The organism is Actinomadura sp. 3N407 (genome assembly GCF_052245875.1).
In the GTDB taxonomy this organism is placed as follows: Bacteria; Actinomycetota; Actinomycetes; order Streptosporangiales; family Streptosporangiaceae; genus Spirillospora.
On record NZ_JBQQBP010000009.1, the window covers coordinates 199,136 to 214,659 of the forward strand.

A 15,524-nucleotide genomic window follows, 5' to 3' on the forward strand; every position below is an offset into this window, starting at 1 on the left:
GCGGCGGACGGCGGCTTCCTGGTGGCGGTGGCTTCCTGGTTGCGGTGGGCTGCTAGTACCGGCGGAAACGGCGGCGGCGCCGCGCCACCAGCTCCGCGGGCGGGAGACCGGAGACCTCCGCGAGCGCCTCGCCGAGCGCGGCGCGCAGCAGCTCGGCGGCCTGGGAGGGGTCGTGGTGGGCGCCGCCGTCCGGCTCCGGGACGACGGCGTCGACGATGCCGTTGCCGAGCAGGTCGCGGGCGCCGATCTGCAGGGCGGCGGCGGCCCGGGGCGCGGCGGACTGGTCCTTCCACAGGATCGCCGCGCAGCCCTCCGGGCTGATCACCGAGTACATGGCGCCGGCGCAGGCCAGCACCCGGTCGGCGACGGCGAGCGCGAGCGCGCCGCCGCTGCCGCCCTCACCGGTGATCGCCGCGATGACCGGGACGGGCAGCCCGGACATGAGCCGGATGTTCTCCGCGATCGCCCACGCCTGCCCGCGCTCCTCCGCGCCGATGCCGGGATGCGCGCCCGGCGTGTCGACCAGGGTGAGGATCGGCAGCCCGAGCTTGACCGCCAGCCGCATGAGCCGCGCGGCCTTGCGGTATCCCTCCGGCAGCGCCATGCCGAAGTTGCGCCGCACGCGCTCGGCGGTGTCGCGGCCCTTCTGGTGCCCGATCAGGACGACCTGGCGGTCGCCGAGCCGCCCGACGCCGCCCACGACGGCCGGGCAGTCGCCGGTGAGCCGGTCGCCGCGCAGTTCCTGGAAGCCGTCCAGCAGCTGGTTCGCGTATTCGAGGGTGTTCGGGCGGTCCTCGTGCCGCGCGGCCTTGATCACCTGTTCGGGGTCGAGGTCGGGAAGCAGCGCCGGGTCGCGGATGAGCAGTGTTCTGGCCGTGGCCGTGGCCGGCGGCTCGGCGGCGGCCGGGGCCTGCTTGCGCGCACGCACCGGATGCTGGGATTCGAGCAGGTCGGCGATCGTCGTCCGGAGCGCGGTGCGCGGGACGACCGCGTCCACCAGCCCGCGGGCCAGCAGGAACTCGGCCGTCTGGAATCCCTCGGGCAGGTCGGCCTGGATCGTCTGCCGGATGACCCGGGGGCCGGCGAAGCCGACGCGCGCGCCGGGCTCGGCCAGGATGACGTCCCCCAGCGTCGCGTAGGACGCGGCCACGCCCCCGTACGTCGGGTCGCTGATGAGCGAGATGGTGAGGATGCCTGCCTCGTCCAGCTCGGCGAGCGCCTGGCTGGTCTTCGCCATCTGCATCAGCGCGAGGGCGCCCTCCTGCATCCGGGCGCCGCCCGACGCGGTGACGATGATGAGGGGCCGGCGCAGCCTCAGCGCGGTCTCCGCCGCGCGGGTGATGGCCTCCCCGACACCGCCGCCGAGGCTGCCGCCCATGAACCGGAAGTCCATGACCGCCGCGACCACGGGACGCCCGATGACCTCCCCGGTGACGCAGAGGACGGCGTCGGTCATGCCGGTCTCCGCGCGGGCCTCGCGGAGCCGCTCAACGTAGGGGCGGGAGTCGGTGAAGCCGAGCGGGTCGTCCGGCACCCGCGGGGGCGCCAGCGGCTCGGCCGAGCCCTCGTCCAGGAGCTGCTCGACGCGTTGCTCGGCGGTGAGCCGGTCGTGGCGGCCGCATCCCGGGCATGTCCGCAGGATGCGTTCGTAGCGGCCGCCGTAGATCAGTTCTGAGCACTGGGGGCAGCGGGTCCATACCGCAGTTGGCGCAGTCACGTCTGAAGCGTGACCCGGCGGGCTCAATGGCCGGTTGAAGCGGGCTGGGGGCGGCGCATCACGAGGCATCCGGCATGGCCGTCGTCCCCGAGCGAGGTCACGACGGCCGCCGGACCCTCGGCGGCGTCCACGGCGTCCGCGGCGTCCGGGGCATGCCAGGCCGCGAGGAGCGCGGCGATCTGCAGGGCGCCGCTCGCGCTGTAGCTCTCGCCCAGCCGCGCCGCGGGCCGGATCCTGTGCGGCGGCGGCCCGCCCAGGACGGTCCGGACGGCGTCCTCCTCGGCGGCCCGCAGCCCCCGGATGCCCGTCGCGCCCAGCGAGACGACGCCGACGTCGGAGGCGGGCACGCCGCTGCGCCGCAGCGCGCGGTCGACGCACCCCGCCAGTGAGGTGCGCATCCCCCCGGAACCGGGGGTCCCGACCTCGCAGGCGAGCAGCTCGGCCAGCGGCGTCCGCCCTGCCGCCGCGGCGGCGCCGGGTGTTTCGACGACGAACACGGCCGCGCCCTCACCGACCGCCGCGCCCGGCGCGAGCGCGCCGGAGTGGTGCCAGGCCCAGGCGGACTCCGCGCACAGCTCCTCCGCCGCGCCGACCAGGGCACGGTCGACCCGGCCCCGCGCGATCGCGTTGCGGGCGTAGCGGACGGCGGCCAGCCCCGACACGCGGCCGTCCGCGATCGTGGCGTTCACCCCGCGCAGGGAGTTCCAGATCGCGAGCTGGCCGGCGCAGAAGTTCATGACCGCGCTGGGGAACCGGTTGGCGCGCACCAGGTACGGCTTGTCCCGCACGAGCGTCTCCCGGGAGAACTCGCTGGAACTGCGGACGCTGCCGGTGCTGCTGCCGATCACGACGCCGGTCCGCGCGCGTTCGGCGTCGGCGAGGGGCGCGCCGAGTCCCGCGAGGGCGTTGTGCGCGGCCACCAGGGCGAGCAGGGTGGTCCGGTCCAGCGACCGGATCCCCTTCGTGCCGAGGGACTCCGCCACCCGCAGGTCCGGTGCCGCGGCCAGCGCCACCGGCGGGAAGTCCCCGCCGATCGCGTCGAGGTCGGCGGCATGCGGCCCGCCCGCCGAGGTGAGCGGCGTCAGGCCGTGGCCCGCGGGGGAGACCACTCCGCAGCCGGTGATGACGAGCGGCGCGACGGTCGTGGTCGCCGGTGCCGTTGTAGCCGCGGGTGCGGGCGTCATGCCACTCGCCCCAGCACGGTGATCGCGTTGTTGCCGCCGAACGCGAACCCGTTGTTCTGCACGATCCGCGGGGACGCGGCGCGGCCGGTGCCCGGCACGCAGTCCAGCCCGTCCCCAAGCGCCGGATCGGGTTCGGTCACGTTGGCGGTGGGCGGCAGGAACCCCTCGTGCAGCGCCATACAGCAGATCAGCGCGCCGAACCCGCTGGCCGCGCCCATGGTGTGCCCGATCATGGACTTGATCGAGCTGATCGGCGGCAGCGCGTCGCCGAACACGGTCCGCATCGCCGCGACCTCGGTGGCGTCGTTGGTGGGGGTTCCGGTGCCGTGCGCGCAGATGTAGTCGATGTCCGCCGGGCGCACGCCGGCGTCCTGATGCGCCGCCCGGACGCACGCCGCGATGCTCGTCGGGTCGGGTGCGACGGGGTGCTTGGCGTCGCAGTTGACGCCGTAGCCGAGCACCTCGGCGTAGACGCGGGCGCCGCGCGCCACCGCCCCGCCGAGCGTCTCCAGGAACAGCGCGACGCCGCCCTCGGCGGTGAGGATCCCCGTGCGGCCGGCGTCGAACGGGCGGCACACCGACTCGGCGAGGGCGCCGAGCCGGTAGAAGCCGGCGTGCGACCACCGGTTCACCGAGTCCGCGCCGCCCGCGAGCATGAACGCGGCCTCGCCGGTGCGGATCATGTCGTAGGCGTAGCCGAGGGCGTAGTTGCTCGCCGAGCAGGCCGTCGCGATGGTGTGGGCCTCGCCGGTGAGCGCCAGTTCGGCGTTGACCGCGGCGGCGATCCGCCCGGCCGGGGCCTGCGGGACGAGCGCCGGGTCGAGCGCCTTCATGCCGCCCTCGACCGACTGGCCGGTGAGCGCCTCGATGACGGCGGACTCGCCGAACGTGGTGCCCATCGCCGAGCCGGTGACCTCCGCGGAGATGCGGTCGGGGTCGATGCCGGAGTCCTCGACGGCCAGCCGCGCGGCCGACGCGGCGAACAGGGCGCTGCGTCCCCACCCGCCGGTGTCCAGCCGGTGCAGGATCCGCTCCGGCTCGAAGTCGCCGACCTCCCCCGCGTAGGTGTACGGGAAACCGGTGGTGTCGAAGCTCCGGATGGGCGACACGCCGCTGCGTCCCTCGCGGACGGCCCGTGCGAACACGTGTGCCCCGGTCCCGAGGCTGCTGACGGCGCCGAGCCCGGTCACCACCACGCGTTCACTCATCGGACGCTCCGCTGTAGCGCTCCAGGACCTCCAGCACGGCCGCCAGCGTGGTCAGTTCCGGCAGCACCTCGTTGGGCAGGTGGACGCCCATGTCGCGCTCGATGCTGGAGATGATGTCGATGGCCATCAGCGAGTCGGCGCCGTGGTCGTTCACGAAGTGACTGGTCTCCGTCAGCTCGTCCGGCTCGACCTCCAGGACGTCGGTCAGGATGTCGCGCAACTGCTGGATCTGCTCGGACCGGGTGGTCGCCGCCTGGGACATCGCATGCGCCTTTCGCAAAGGTTGGGAGGAGCTCAGAGGGTTGGGAGGGGTGCTTCGTCGAGCGTCCGCCGGATCATCCGAGCCGCCTGCCGGTTGCCGTCGTCGTGCGGGTGCACGATGTCGGCGAAGGCGTCCCCCTCGAACCGGTCGGCGGACATGTTGAGGAACGACACCCCCAGCTCGGAGCAGCCCTCCGCGAGCAGGGCGGCGTAGGCGTCCCAGCACTTCTCCAGGGTGCTGTGCAGGATGCCGAAGACGGGGGCGTCGAAGTCGAAGCGCTCCCGCTCCCCGGCCGTGAGGTCGCGGGTGCGGGGGGTGGCGAGGGGCTGCAGGCACAGGACGATCCGGGTGCCCGGCGCGGCGGCCCGCGCGAGCAGCGCGAGGTCGCGGAGCCTGCGGCGCGCCGTGTCCTCCATCCGTGCCTGTGCCTCGGCGAGGTCCCACGGCCGGGTCGCGCGCTGGGCGAGGCGCCGTTCGTCCAGGTCGGGGACGGGTTTGCCGGCGGCGAGCGCGGCGAGGTCGAACACCGGGACGCGGATCAGGTCGTCGAACGTCCGCTCGTAGGAGATCGTCCCGTAGGCGCCGTCCGGGGTCAGCGACCCCAGCTGGTTGACGAGGTCGGTGCCGCCGCCGATGATCGCGACGTCGGACGCGGCGTGCAGGAAAGGCGCGGCGGCGATGACCTCCTGCAGCGAGATCGCCGCGCACAGGCCGAGGTTGAGCCAGCGGATCCCGGTCAGGTCCGCCAGGTGCGAGGCGGGGGTGAAGCGGTCCGCGGTCGCGCCGAGGCCGAGCGCCACCGAGTTCCCGAGCACGATGCCGCCGCCGCCCCCGGCGAGCCAGCCGGCGCAGTCGACCGTGCCCGACGGGGAGTCCGACAGCCGGAACCCCTCGCCGTCGATGTTGATGGCGTCCGAGCGGTGGCCCGGGGAGAGGGTGAAGCCCAGGAACGGGTGCGGATAGAGGTCGAGGCCGTGCCTTTCCAGCAGCATCCCTCCGCGGTGCCGCCGCGCGAAGGACTCGTGCTCGAATTCCGGGGAGGAACCCACCGTGTGCTCCCGTCGTGTCCGTTGTCTGCGTGCGGCCGGGACGGCCCGCACCGAGCCTGTGCACGCGAGATCGAAGGCGGCTCGCGAACGGCTCGACGCCGTGGCGTGCGGATGCGCCGTGTCATGCGTGCGCCGTCCCGGTCGTCACCGGCCGGCCGTGGCGCCCACGCCGATGTGCGCGAGTTCGGCGACGACCCGCGCGGGCGGCGGCTGCTCGCGCATCTCGTCCCGGAGCGCCCGCGCGGCGTCCCGGTGTGCGGGGTCGTCCAGGACGGCGGTGAGCCCGTCGCGGATCGCGGCGGTGTCCACCCCCGGCGCGGGGAGCACCACCCCGGCGCCCGTCTCGGCGATCCGGGCGGCGTGCCGCACATGGTCGGGCAGGCGCGGGACGTGGACCTGCGGCAGCCCGTTGTCCAGCGCCGTGAGGATCGTCCCGGCGCCGCCCTGCGCGATGACGGCGTCGCACCTCGGCAGCAGCAGGTGCAGCGGCGCGGACTCGACGACCTGCGCCTCCGGCGGCAGCGTGCCGAGGAGGTCGCGCTGCCCGGGGGCGACCGCCACGATCACGTCCACCGGCAGGCCGGCGATGGCCCGGACGGCGTCCCCGGCGAGGAACATCCGGGGGTCGAGCCTGCTGTAGGTGGTGCCCCAGGTGACGCACACGCGCGGGCGGCGGGCGGCGGGGCGCGGGCTCGGCGGCGGGAGCGTCCCCGCACCGTTGTAGGGGACGTAGCGCATCGGCAGCCGCCGGGAGCCGGTGGGGACCTGCAGCCCGGCCGGGCACGGGTCCACGGTCGCGGCGCCGAACGGTTCGACGCCGTCCAGCCCGAGCTTCTCGCACATCGGGGCCAGCACGTCCGGGAGGAACCGGCCCGCCCCGCTCAGCAGGTCGGTCCCGTACAGGTGCCGGACCGCGGGGACGCCGACCGCGGCGGCGGCCAGGGGCCCGGCGAACGCCGTGGGCTCGAACACGATCAGGTCGGCGCGCCAGCCCTCGGCGAGCTTCACCAGGTCGTCGGTCATGGCTTCGGCCAGTTCGGTCAGCAGCCCGAGGACGCGCGGGCCGCCGCCGCCCTTGCCCGGCCGCCCCTCCGGCGGGTGCACGATGTCGCGGAAGACGGCCACCGCGTCGACGTCGCGGCCGACCGGCGCGGCGGGCAGCCCGGTGCGCGCGATCGTGCCGGTCAGTTCCGGCGGGCTCGCGACCAGCACCTCGTGCCCCGCGGCCCGGCAGGCCCACGCGAGCGGAACCATTGCGTACAGATGTGACGGCCACGCCCAGGTGGCGAAGATGACGCGCATCGTCCCACCGCACCACCGGCCGCTCGCCGTCGGCTCCAGTGCCGCTCAAGCCCGCGGTGATCGACTGCCCCCGGGTGTGCGGAGGGAGGCGGCGATGACCGAACCGACCATCGAGGCGCGTGGCCTGGTGAAGCGTTTCGGCAGGACGACGGCGTTGGACGGGCTCGACCTCGACGTCATGCCCCGCCAGGTCGTGGCGGTCCTCGGGCCGAACGGGGCCGGGAAGACGACGTTCGTCCGGTCCGTGGCGACGCTGGTGAAGCCGGACGCGGGCGTGCTGCGGGTCGCCGGGCACGACGTGCGCCGCGACCCGCGGGCGGTGCGCCGGGCCATCGGGCTCGCCGGGCAGTTCGCGTCGGTGGAGCCCGCCATGACCGGCCGCGAGAACCTGGAGCTGGTCGCGCGCCTGTACGGGCAGCCCGCCCGTGCGGCCCGGGCCGCCGCGACGGCCGTCCTGGAGAACTTCGGGCTGACGGACGTGGCGGGCCGGCTCGTCCGGACGTACTCGGGCGGGATGCGGCGCAAGCTCGACCTCGGCGCCAGCATGGTGAGCGCGCCGCGGCTGCTGCTGCTCGACGAGCCGACGACCGGCCTCGACCCGCGGGCGCGCCTGGACCTGTGGGACGCCATCGACGGGCTGGTCGAGCGCGGCACCGACGTGCTGCTCACCACCCAGTACCTGGACGAGGCCGAGCGGCTCGCCGGGCACATCGTGATCATCGACCATGGCCGCGCGGTGGCGGCGGGGTCGCCCGCCGAGCTGAAACGCCGGGTGGGCGGCAACGTGCTGGAGGTCCACGTGCGCGACGAGGCGGACCTCGCCGCGGTCGCCGAGGTGCTCGCGCGGGCGGGCCACGAACCGCAGATCGACGCGGCCGTTCGCCGGGTCGGCGCGGGCGTCGGCGACGGCGGGGCCGTTCACGCGCTGGTCGACGGGTTGCGCGCGGCGGAGGCGACCGGGGTGACGGTCGCCGACATCGGGGTGCGCGGGCCGAGCCTCGACGAGGTGTTCCTCGCCCTGACCGGAAAGACGTCCCCCGCCGAAGCCGCCGCCGAGACCCCGGCCGAAGCCGCCACCGATGTCTGAGGAGACGACCTTGACCGTCAGCGCGACCGCCGGGGGCCGGGGCGCCGGCCTGCCGATGGGCACGTTCCTCGTCGCGAAACGAGCCGTGCTGACCTTCCTGCGCACCCCCCAGCTCGTCATCGTCGGGACGGTGCAGCTGGTCGGGTTCCTGGTGACGTTCCGCTATGTGTTCGGCGGGGCGTTCGGCACCTACAAGGGCCTGGACTACGTCGACTTCGCCGTCCCCGGCTTCATCGCCGCCGGGGTGCCGTTCACGCTCATCGGGACCGCCGTCGTGATGGCCGAGGACCTGCACACCGGGTTCGTCGACCGGCTGCGCTCGCTGCCGTCGCCGTCCGCGGCGGTGCTGACCGGGCGGGTGCTCGCCGACACCGCCGTGCTCGCGTGGAGCCTCGCGATCGCGGCCCTCGTCGGATTCGGGATCGGGTTCCGCCCGCACGGCACGGCCCTGGCCGCGCTGGCGGCGTTCGGCCTGTGCCTGGTGTTCGGGCTCGCGTTCAGCTGGGTCTTCATCACGCTGGGGCTGCTGGCCCGGAACGGGCAGGCCGCGCAGGGCCTGTCCCTGCTGGTCTTCCCGGTGACGTTCGGGTCGAGCGCGTACGTGCCCGTCGACACCATGCCGGGCTGGCTCCGCGCGTTCGCCGAGAACCAGCCGATGACCTGGATGGCCGACGCGGTCCGGGCCCTGACGCTGGGAGACCACGCCGTCCACGTCCTCGGGCACGACGCCGGCTACTTCGTGCCGCGGGCGCTGGCCTGGTGCGCCGTCATCATGGTCGTCTTCGCGGGCCTGGCCGTGGCCGTCTTCCGGCGCGGCTGACCCGCCCCCGCGGTGAGGCGGCGCTCAGCCCTTCTGGCAGAGCACCAGCGTCTCGTTCTCGGCGAGCGGGCGGCAGGACATCGACGTGAACCCGGCCGCCTCCGCCAGCGCGGTCAGCTCGCCCACGCCGTACTCCGCCCCCTCCTCGGTGACCAGGGCCATGATGAGGCTCGCGACCAGCCCGTCCACGTCCGCGCCGCCTTCGGTGAGCATCCGGTCGTGCACCAGAAGCACGCCGCCGGGATTGACGGCCTCGAACGCCTTGCGCATCAGGATCTCCCGCCGCCCCGGCGACCAGTTGTGCAGGACGTGCCCGAAGACCAGCACGTCCGCGCGGGGGAGCGGGTCGCGGAAGAAGTCACCGGCGTGGAACACCGTCCTGCCGGACAGCCCCAGCGTGGCCATCCGCTCGTCGAACGGGGCCTCCATCTGGGGAAGGTCGAACACGTGGCCGGTCAGCGCCGGATGGTCGGCGACGAGACGTCCCACCAGGTCGCCCGCGCAGCCGCCGACGTCAAGGACGGACCGGTGCGCCGGCCAGTCGACCGCCTTCAGCAGCTCCGGGACGAGCGGCCGCAGCGCGCCCTCCATCATCCGGACGTAGCGCCGCAGCTCCACGGGGTCGTCGAGCATCGCGTCGAAGCCGCCGGCCTCCGCCCGCGGCCTCCCGGTGCGCAGCGTCTCGGTCAGCCCGTTCCACAGCGGGTACAGGTTCGCCTTGGCGCCCAGCAGGGACCCGCCGACGTACCCGGGCATGCCGCTCACCAGGTGACGGCCGGCGCCCTCGGCGTTGCGGTAGCGGCCGCCCTCCTCCTCCAGCAGGCCGAGCCCGGTCAGGAGCGCGAGGAAGTCGCGCAGGCCGCGCCCGTCGAGGGCCAGGCGGTCACGGATGTCCCGCTCGGTGCCCGGCGCTTTGTGCAACGCGGTGAAAAGGCCGAGCTCCACCGCCGTCAGCAGCGCCTGCGCCTCGCAGTAGGCGTTGCCGAGGCGCAGGATCCCCTGCACAGAACCGATGTCTGGGGCCGTGCGCACAGTCACCGGACGTCCTTCCGTCGCCGACACGTCCCGGTGACCGTGCCGCACCGGAATGGAGCCTCGGTCGAGACGCGCGTACGCCCCCACGCGGGCCTGTACCGATCCTCGAGCCCCGTGCGACCCCCCGCCCGCACAGTTCCAGGAGGACCCACGCGGCGGTGACGATCCGGGACGGTGATGTGCGGTGCGTGTGAGCGTGACCAAGGAGACGTGCGCGGTGGCGAGCCTGTGCGTCTACCGCGTCCCCGAGGTCTTCGACCAGGACGAGGACGGCACCGTCGAGCTCCTGGACGCGGACCCGCCCGACGTTCTGCACCAGGCGGTCCGGACCGCGGCTCGCGGCTGCCCGACCCGGTCGATCCACATCGAGTAGGCCCGCCGCGGGCCCGCGGCCGGAACAACTGAGAGGGAGACGTGGATGTGCGGCATCGTCGGTTGGGTGGACTTCGGGCGTGATCTCGCCGGGGAGGCACCGGCCCTGCGGGCCATGACCGAGACACTCGCGAAGCGGGGCGTGGACGCGCGGGGCGTGTGGATCAGAGGGCACGCCGCCCTCGGGCACACCCGGACGTCCATCATCGACCTGGCCGGCGGCGCGCAGCCGCTGACCGTCGAGGAGGACGGCCGCCCCCTCGCCGTGATCGTCTACAACGGCGAGGTCTACAACTTCAAGCAGCTGCGCAGCGAGCTGGAGGCGCGCGGGCAGCGGTTCCGCACCCGCAGCGACACCGAGGTGGTGCTCCGCGCCTACCTGGAGTGGGGCACCGGCTTCGCCGAGCGGCTGGAGGGCATCTTCGCGTTCGCCATCTGGGACGTGCGCCGCGAGGAGCTGGTGCTGGTCCGCGACCGGCTGGGCGTCAAGCCGCTGTTCTACTCGGTGCGGCCGGACGGCGTCCTGTTCGGTTCCGAGCCGAAGGCGCTGCTCGCGAACCGGCTGGTCCGCCCGGTCGTCGACACCGACGGGCTCCGGGAGCTGTTCGCCACGGCCAAGAGGCCGGGCCAGTCGGTGTTCCGCGACATGGCGGAGCTGCGTCCCGGCCACCTGCTGACCGTGGGACGCGACGGGGTGACCGACACGACGTACTGGCGGCTGGAGGCGCGTCCGCACGCCGAGGACGTCGACGGGACCGTCCGGCATGTCCGGTCGCTGCTGGAGGACATCGTGCTCCGCGAACTCGTCGCGGACGTCCCGCTGTGCACGGCCCTTTCGGGCGGCGTGGACTCCAGCGCCCTGACCGCCGTCGCGGCGAAATGGCGCTGGCAGCTTGAGGGCGAGCGGGTCCGGACGTTCGTGACCACGTTCGACGAGTACGCCAAGAAGTTCCAGCCGGACGACGTCCGCTTCTCACCCGACGAGCCGTACGCGGCCGAGGTCTCCCGGCATCTGGGCACCGACCACGTCCCGATCGTGCTGGGCACCCGGGACCTGATGGACCGGGAGACGCGCCGGCAGGTGCTGCTGGCGCAGGACATGCCGACGACGCTCGGCGACATGGACACGTCGAACTACCTCACGTCGCGAAGGATCAAGACGCATTCCACGGTGGCGCTCGCCGGTGAGGTCGCCGACGAGATCTTCGGCGGCTACAACTGGATGCACGACCCCGAGCTGCTGAGCGCCGGGACGTTCCCGTGGACGGCGAACGAGCCGCGGCAGCCGGGCTCCCCCAAGGGCCAGGGCCGCGGCCTGTTCGACAGCGGGCTCATGGACAAGCTGGAACTCGGCGTCTACTACGCCGACCACTTCCATGAGGCGGTGGCCGAGGCACCGCACCAGGAGGGCGAGAGCGACGAGGAACGCCGGATGCGCGACGTCGCCTACGTCACCCTCACCTGGTGGCTGCCGATGCTGCTCGACCGCGGTGACCGGCTCTCCATGGCGCACGGCCTGGAGCTGCGGGTGCCGTACGCCGACCACCGGCTCGTCGAGTACATGTACAACACGCCGTGGGCGTTCAAGACGTTCGACGGCCGGGAGAAGAGCATCCTGCGGGCGGCCGTCTCCGACCTGATCCCGAAGTCGGTGCTGCAGCGGACGAAGAGCCCGTGGCCGGTCACCCAGGACCCGGCCTACGCGGCGATGCTCCACGAGGAGCTGCGGGACGTGCTCGACGACCCGTCGTCGCCCGCGCTGCCGTTCCTGGACACGGCCGCGATGCGCCGCACGATCGACGAACCGTCGAGCATCGCCCACGAGTGGGTCAGCAGGATGAACATCGAGATGGCGCTGGAGTTCAACACGTGGCTCGAAACCTACGGCGTCGAACTGGCCATCTGAGAACTGGCCATCTGAGAGAAGGAGATCGGCATGGATTTCTCGGACGTCCTGCGCCGGCGCCGGATGGAGCGCAGCTACACCGACGAGCCCGTTTCCGATGAGGCGATCCTGCGGATCCTGGAGGGACTGCGGCGGGCTCCCAGCGCGGGGTTCAGCCAGGGGCACCGGGTCGTGGTCGTCACCGACCCGAAGCTGCGGCAGGAGGCCGCCGACATCGCCGAGGCCCGCTACGTGGAACTCGGGTTCCCGCGGTGGATCGCCTCGGCGCCCGTTCACCTCTACGTGTGCACGCGTGAGGACTCGTACCACGAGCGCTACAACGCGGCCGGGGACATCCGGGAGGGATACTCCGAGATTCCGTGGCCGGTGCCGTTCTGGTGGTTCGACTGCGGCGCGCTGTTCATGCTGCTGCAACTCGCGGCGCTCAACGAGGGCCTGGCGACCGGGATGGTCAGCTCCGTCTACACCGACGAGCTGCAAGCCCTGGCCGACGTGGTCAACCTGCCCGATGACGTCTCGCTGGCGGGCATCATCACGGTAGGCCACCTGGACGACACCGTGAAGACGCCCGTCCCGCCAGGCGCAGCGACGCGCAGGCCCAACGAAGAACTGGTGGAGTGGCGCCGCTAACCGTTCACCCGCGGCGTGTCGCCCTTATAGAGGCTGCCAAAAGGGCGACACGCCGCAAGCGGACGGGGTTCGTTCAGCGGCCGCCGGCGGTGTGGACGACCTCGCCGTTGACGTTGCCGTTCGCCTCGGAGCAGAGGAAGACGATCAGGCGCGCGACGTCGTCCGCCGTGCTGAGGCGGCCGCTCGGGGTCTCCTCCGTCGCCTTCTCCAGAAGGACGGGGTCCACCGCGTCGAGGCTCTCGGTCAGCGTGGCCCCGGGCGCCACCACGTTGGCCAGGACACCGTCGCGCGTCCACATCAGCGACCGCGCGAACCCGTGCAGGGCGGCCTTGGCCGCGCTGTAGAACTCCGAGCCGGGGTTCCCGTACTGCGCGGTGATGGAGGACAGCAGGGCGATCCGGCCCCAGCCGCGCTCCCGCATGCCGCCCAGGGCTTCACGCACCGTCCACATATGGCCCTCGACGTTCTCCCGGAAGAGGCCGAGCCAGTGGTCCATGGGCTGTTCCTGGTACGGCGGGACGTTCTCGGGATCGACCCACACCCAGGTCTGCGCGTTGGCCACGACGACGTCGACGCCGCCCCAGCCGTCCTCGACGGCCCGGACGGCCCGCCGGATGGAGTCCGGGTCGGCGAGGTCGCAGCGCAGGGCGCGCGCCCGCCCGTCGCCGCCCAGCTCCTCCGCCAGGTCCTTCGCGGCCGTGTCGGAGCTGTGGAAGGTGAGGGCGACCCGTGCGCCCTCGGCGGCGAACGCGTGCGCGGTCGCCCGCCCGATGCCCCGGGTGCCGCCGGTGATGAGCACCCGCCTGTCCGTCAATCCGAGATCCATGCAGGCAACATCCATCGGCGGGCTCGAAGGCGGCTCGGGACGCGTTCCAGGGACCTCGGGACGCGTTCCAGGAGATTTCGAGCGCCGGCCCGTACCGTCCGCGTCGGAGCCCGAGCCGTGCCTTGCGATGGGGGAGACGGATGCTTCACGACGAACTCAGGGAGATCAGGGACCCCGTACTGCGGAGGGTCCAGGACCATCCGTTCTGGTCCGGTCTCCGGGACGGTTCCCTGCCGGGTGAGTCACTGGCCCATTTCGTCCAGCAGGACACCGGGCACCTGCTGCCCGCCTACGCGCGGGCACTGGCGCGGTGCGCCGCGCTGGCGCCCGACGACCTGGACGCGTGCCTGCTCGGCCAGTCGGTCGTCGGGACGCTGGAGGCCGCCGGCCGGCTGCGCGAGGCCTACACGGGCCTGGCGGGCGACCTGGACCTGCCGAAGCTGGGCGAGCAGACCCCGGCCGACCCGGCGACCCACGCGCACGCGTCGTTCTTCGCGGCCGCGAGCGCGCGGTCGTTCCATGACGGCCTCGGGGCGCTGCTCCCCATGGTGTGGTTCAACGCCGAGGTCTCCGACGGGCTGAAACGCGGCGTCGAGCCCGGTTCGCGGTACGCGCCGTGGATCGAGGTCTATCACCCGGGCGAGTCCTACGGGTACGCGGTCCAGGCGTTCCTGGACATGGTCGACCGGGCCGGCGACGGCTGCTCGGCCCGGCAGCGCCAACTGATCATCGAGCAGTTCTCCATCAGCGTCCGCTACGAATGGGCGTTCGCCGAATGCTGCCTGCGACGACCGTCCTGGCCGGTGTGAACGGGCGGGACCGGCCCGGTCACGCCGGTCATGGCAGCGGTCGCGGGCAGCCGACGAGAAAGGTCGCCGACCAGATGAGTTCGAACACCCCGATTCCCTATCCCTTCGAATGGACCCCGGTGATGGAGGTCCCCGGACGGTTGCGCGGCCTGCACGAGAGAGCCCAGGTCGATGTGCGGCTCCCGAGCGGCGACACCGCGGTGATGGTGACGCGCTACAAGGACGTCCGGAGCCTGTTCGCCGATTCCCGGCTGAGCAAGAACATCGCCCGTCCGGGCATGGCGCGGGTGTCCAAGGACAACGACCTGTTCGTCGACCCCAAGATCGACGGTGACCCGCCGCACCACACCGCGATGCGCGGGCTCGTCACCCGGGCGTTCACCGCGCGCCGGATCGAGCGGCTGCGCCCGTTCGCGCAGTCGGTCACCGACGAGCTGCTGGACGCGATGGAGGCCGGGCCGAAGCCGGCCGACCTGAACGAGGCGCTGGCCTTCCCGCTGCCGATCCTGGTGATCTGCAAGCTGCTGGGCGTGCCGCCGGAGGACCGGGACAAGTTCCGCGGGCTGGTGGACGGCTTCCTCTCGGTGAGCAAGCTGCCGCCGGAGGAGGTCGAGGAGTGCCGCAAGGGCCTGTGGTCGTACCTGGCGGACCTCATCGTCGCCAAGCGGGCCGACCCGGGCGACGACCTCATCGGCAGCCTGATCAAGATCCGGGACGAGGACGACAACCGGCTGTCGGACTACGAGCTGCACCACTGGACGCAGAGCCTGCTCATCGCCGGCTATGTCACCACGGCCAGCCAGATCGGCACCGGTACGGCGGTGCTGCTGCACAGGCGCGACCTGTTCGAGGAGGTGAAGGCGGATCCGTCGCTGGTCGAGTCGGCGGTGGAGGAGCTGCTGCGCACGCAGATCATGGGGTCGTCGATCGGCACGCTGCGGTACGCGCTGACCGACATCGAGCTGTCCGACGGCTCGGTGATCAAGGAGGGGAGCAGCGTCCTGCTGTCGGAGGAGGGCGCCAACACCGACGGGTCGGTGTTCAAGGACCCGTTCACGATCGACATCCGGCGCAAGGAGAACCATCACATGACGTTCGGGGCGGGCATCCACTACTGCGTGGGTGCGGCGCTGGCCCGGATGGAGCTTCAGGTGGCGACGGAGACGCTGCTGCGCAGGTTCCCGGACGTCCGGCTGGCCGTCCCCGCGGAGGAGCTGCCGCGCGGGCTCGGCGGGTTCATGGAGGGCTTCAGTGAGGTCCCGGTCACCTGGTGAACGGCTGATCCCCCTCGTCCAGGCCCCCGGCCGTGCAGGTCGG

Annotated in this window: 15 protein-coding genes; 7 read left to right on the plus strand and 8 right to left on the minus strand. The window is 73.1% G+C overall.

Going from position 1 to position 15,524, the window contains the following annotated elements; genetic code table 11:
- Positions 1–52: 52 nt before the first annotated feature.
- From ACTWPP_RS23715 to ACTWPP_RS23740, 6 genes are all read right to left on the minus strand, one after another.
- The gene (locus ACTWPP_RS23715; protein WP_443106526.1) at positions 53–1,717 is read right to left on the minus strand and encodes an acetyl-CoA carboxylase carboxyltransferase subunit alpha; all 1,665 of its coding nucleotides are present in this window, start codon (positions 1,715–1,717) and stop codon (positions 53–55) included.
- 23 nt (positions 1,718–1,740) lie between these two features.
- Positions 1,741–2,901: a beta-ketoacyl synthase N-terminal-like domain-containing protein gene (locus ACTWPP_RS23720; RefSeq protein WP_443106527.1), complete on the minus strand. Its 1,161-nt coding sequence runs from the start codon at positions 2,899–2,901 to the stop codon at positions 1,741–1,743.
- Positions 2,898–4,109 (minus strand): beta-ketoacyl-[acyl-carrier-protein] synthase family protein, encoded by a 1,212-nt coding sequence (locus ACTWPP_RS23725; protein WP_443106528.1) that lies wholly within the window; start codon positions 4,107–4,109, stop codon positions 2,898–2,900. Before ACTWPP_RS23725 ends, ACTWPP_RS23720 begins: the two co-directional genes overlap by 4 nt.
- Positions 4,102–4,371 carry an acyl carrier protein gene (locus tag ACTWPP_RS23730; RefSeq protein ID WP_443106529.1) on the minus strand — a complete coding sequence of 90 codons (270 nt, stop codon included), beginning with the start codon at positions 4,369–4,371 and terminating at the stop codon, positions 4,102–4,104. The genes ACTWPP_RS23725 and ACTWPP_RS23730 overlap by 8 nt, the downstream gene beginning before the upstream one ends.
- A gap of 32 nt (positions 4,372–4,403) precedes the next feature.
- Positions 4,404–5,420 carry a hypothetical protein gene (locus ACTWPP_RS23735; protein WP_443106530.1) on the minus strand — a complete coding sequence of 339 codons (1,017 nt, stop codon included), beginning with the start codon at positions 5,418–5,420 and terminating at the stop codon, positions 4,404–4,406.
- Positions 5,421–5,564: 144 nt separating this feature from the next.
- Positions 5,565–6,722, minus strand: coding sequence for a nucleotide disphospho-sugar-binding domain-containing protein (locus ACTWPP_RS23740; RefSeq protein ID WP_443106531.1), 1,158 nt, complete (start codon positions 6,720–6,722; stop codon positions 5,565–5,567).
- A 94-nt stretch (positions 6,723–6,816) separates the two neighbouring features.
- Between ACTWPP_RS23740 and ACTWPP_RS23745 the strand changes: the two genes are divergently transcribed.
- Complete coding sequence (locus tag ACTWPP_RS23745; protein ID WP_443106532.1) at positions 6,817–7,809, plus strand: ATP-binding cassette domain-containing protein; 993 nt, start codon at positions 6,817–6,819, stop codon at positions 7,807–7,809.
- Positions 7,810–7,819: 10 nt separating this feature from the next.
- Complete coding sequence (locus tag ACTWPP_RS23750) at positions 7,820–8,629, plus strand: ABC transporter permease (RefSeq protein ID WP_358461055.1); 810 nt, start codon at positions 7,820–7,822, stop codon at positions 8,627–8,629.
- Positions 8,630–8,653: 24 nt separating this feature from the next.
- Here ACTWPP_RS23750 and ACTWPP_RS23755 read toward each other — a convergent pair whose 3' ends face one another.
- Entirely contained in the window at positions 8,654–9,667 is a 1,014-nt protein-coding gene (locus tag ACTWPP_RS23755) for a methyltransferase (RefSeq protein ID WP_443106533.1), read from the minus strand.
- Between the two features lie 187 nt (positions 9,668–9,854).
- Here ACTWPP_RS23755 and ACTWPP_RS23760 point away from each other — a divergent pair, with 187 nt between their 5' ends.
- Genes ACTWPP_RS23760 through ACTWPP_RS23770 form a run of 3 tightly spaced genes read left to right on the plus strand, consistent with a single transcriptional unit; the run spans position 9,855 to position 12,572 of the window.
- Entirely contained in the window at positions 9,855–10,037 is a 183-nt protein-coding gene (locus tag ACTWPP_RS23760) for a ferredoxin (protein WP_443106534.1), read from the plus strand.
- Between the two features lie 45 nt (positions 10,038–10,082).
- Positions 10,083–11,942, plus strand: coding sequence for an asparagine synthase (glutamine-hydrolyzing) (gene asnB, locus ACTWPP_RS23765; protein ID WP_443106535.1), 1,860 nt, complete (start codon positions 10,083–10,085; stop codon positions 11,940–11,942).
- 30 nt (positions 11,943–11,972) lie between these two features.
- Positions 11,973–12,572: a nitroreductase family protein gene (locus ACTWPP_RS23770; protein WP_443106536.1), complete on the plus strand. Its 600-nt coding sequence runs from the start codon at positions 11,973–11,975 to the stop codon at positions 12,570–12,572.
- 73 nt (positions 12,573–12,645) lie between these two features.
- On the opposite strand, the gene ACTWPP_RS23775 is transcribed toward ACTWPP_RS23770, so the two are convergent.
- Complete coding sequence (locus ACTWPP_RS23775) at positions 12,646–13,398, minus strand: SDR family NAD(P)-dependent oxidoreductase (RefSeq protein WP_443106537.1); 753 nt, start codon at positions 13,396–13,398, stop codon at positions 12,646–12,648.
- A 140-nt stretch (positions 13,399–13,538) separates the two neighbouring features.
- Here ACTWPP_RS23775 and ACTWPP_RS23780 point away from each other — a divergent pair, with 140 nt between their 5' ends.
- Positions 13,539–14,207 (plus strand): TenA family protein, encoded by a 669-nt coding sequence (locus ACTWPP_RS23780; RefSeq protein ID WP_443106538.1) that lies wholly within the window; start codon positions 13,539–13,541, stop codon positions 14,205–14,207.
- A gap of 74 nt (positions 14,208–14,281) precedes the next feature.
- The gene (locus tag ACTWPP_RS23785) at positions 14,282–15,481 is read left to right on the plus strand and encodes a cytochrome P450 (protein ID WP_443106540.1); all 1,200 of its coding nucleotides are present in this window, start codon (positions 14,282–14,284) and stop codon (positions 15,479–15,481) included.
- Positions 15,482–15,524 lie beyond the last annotated feature (43 nt).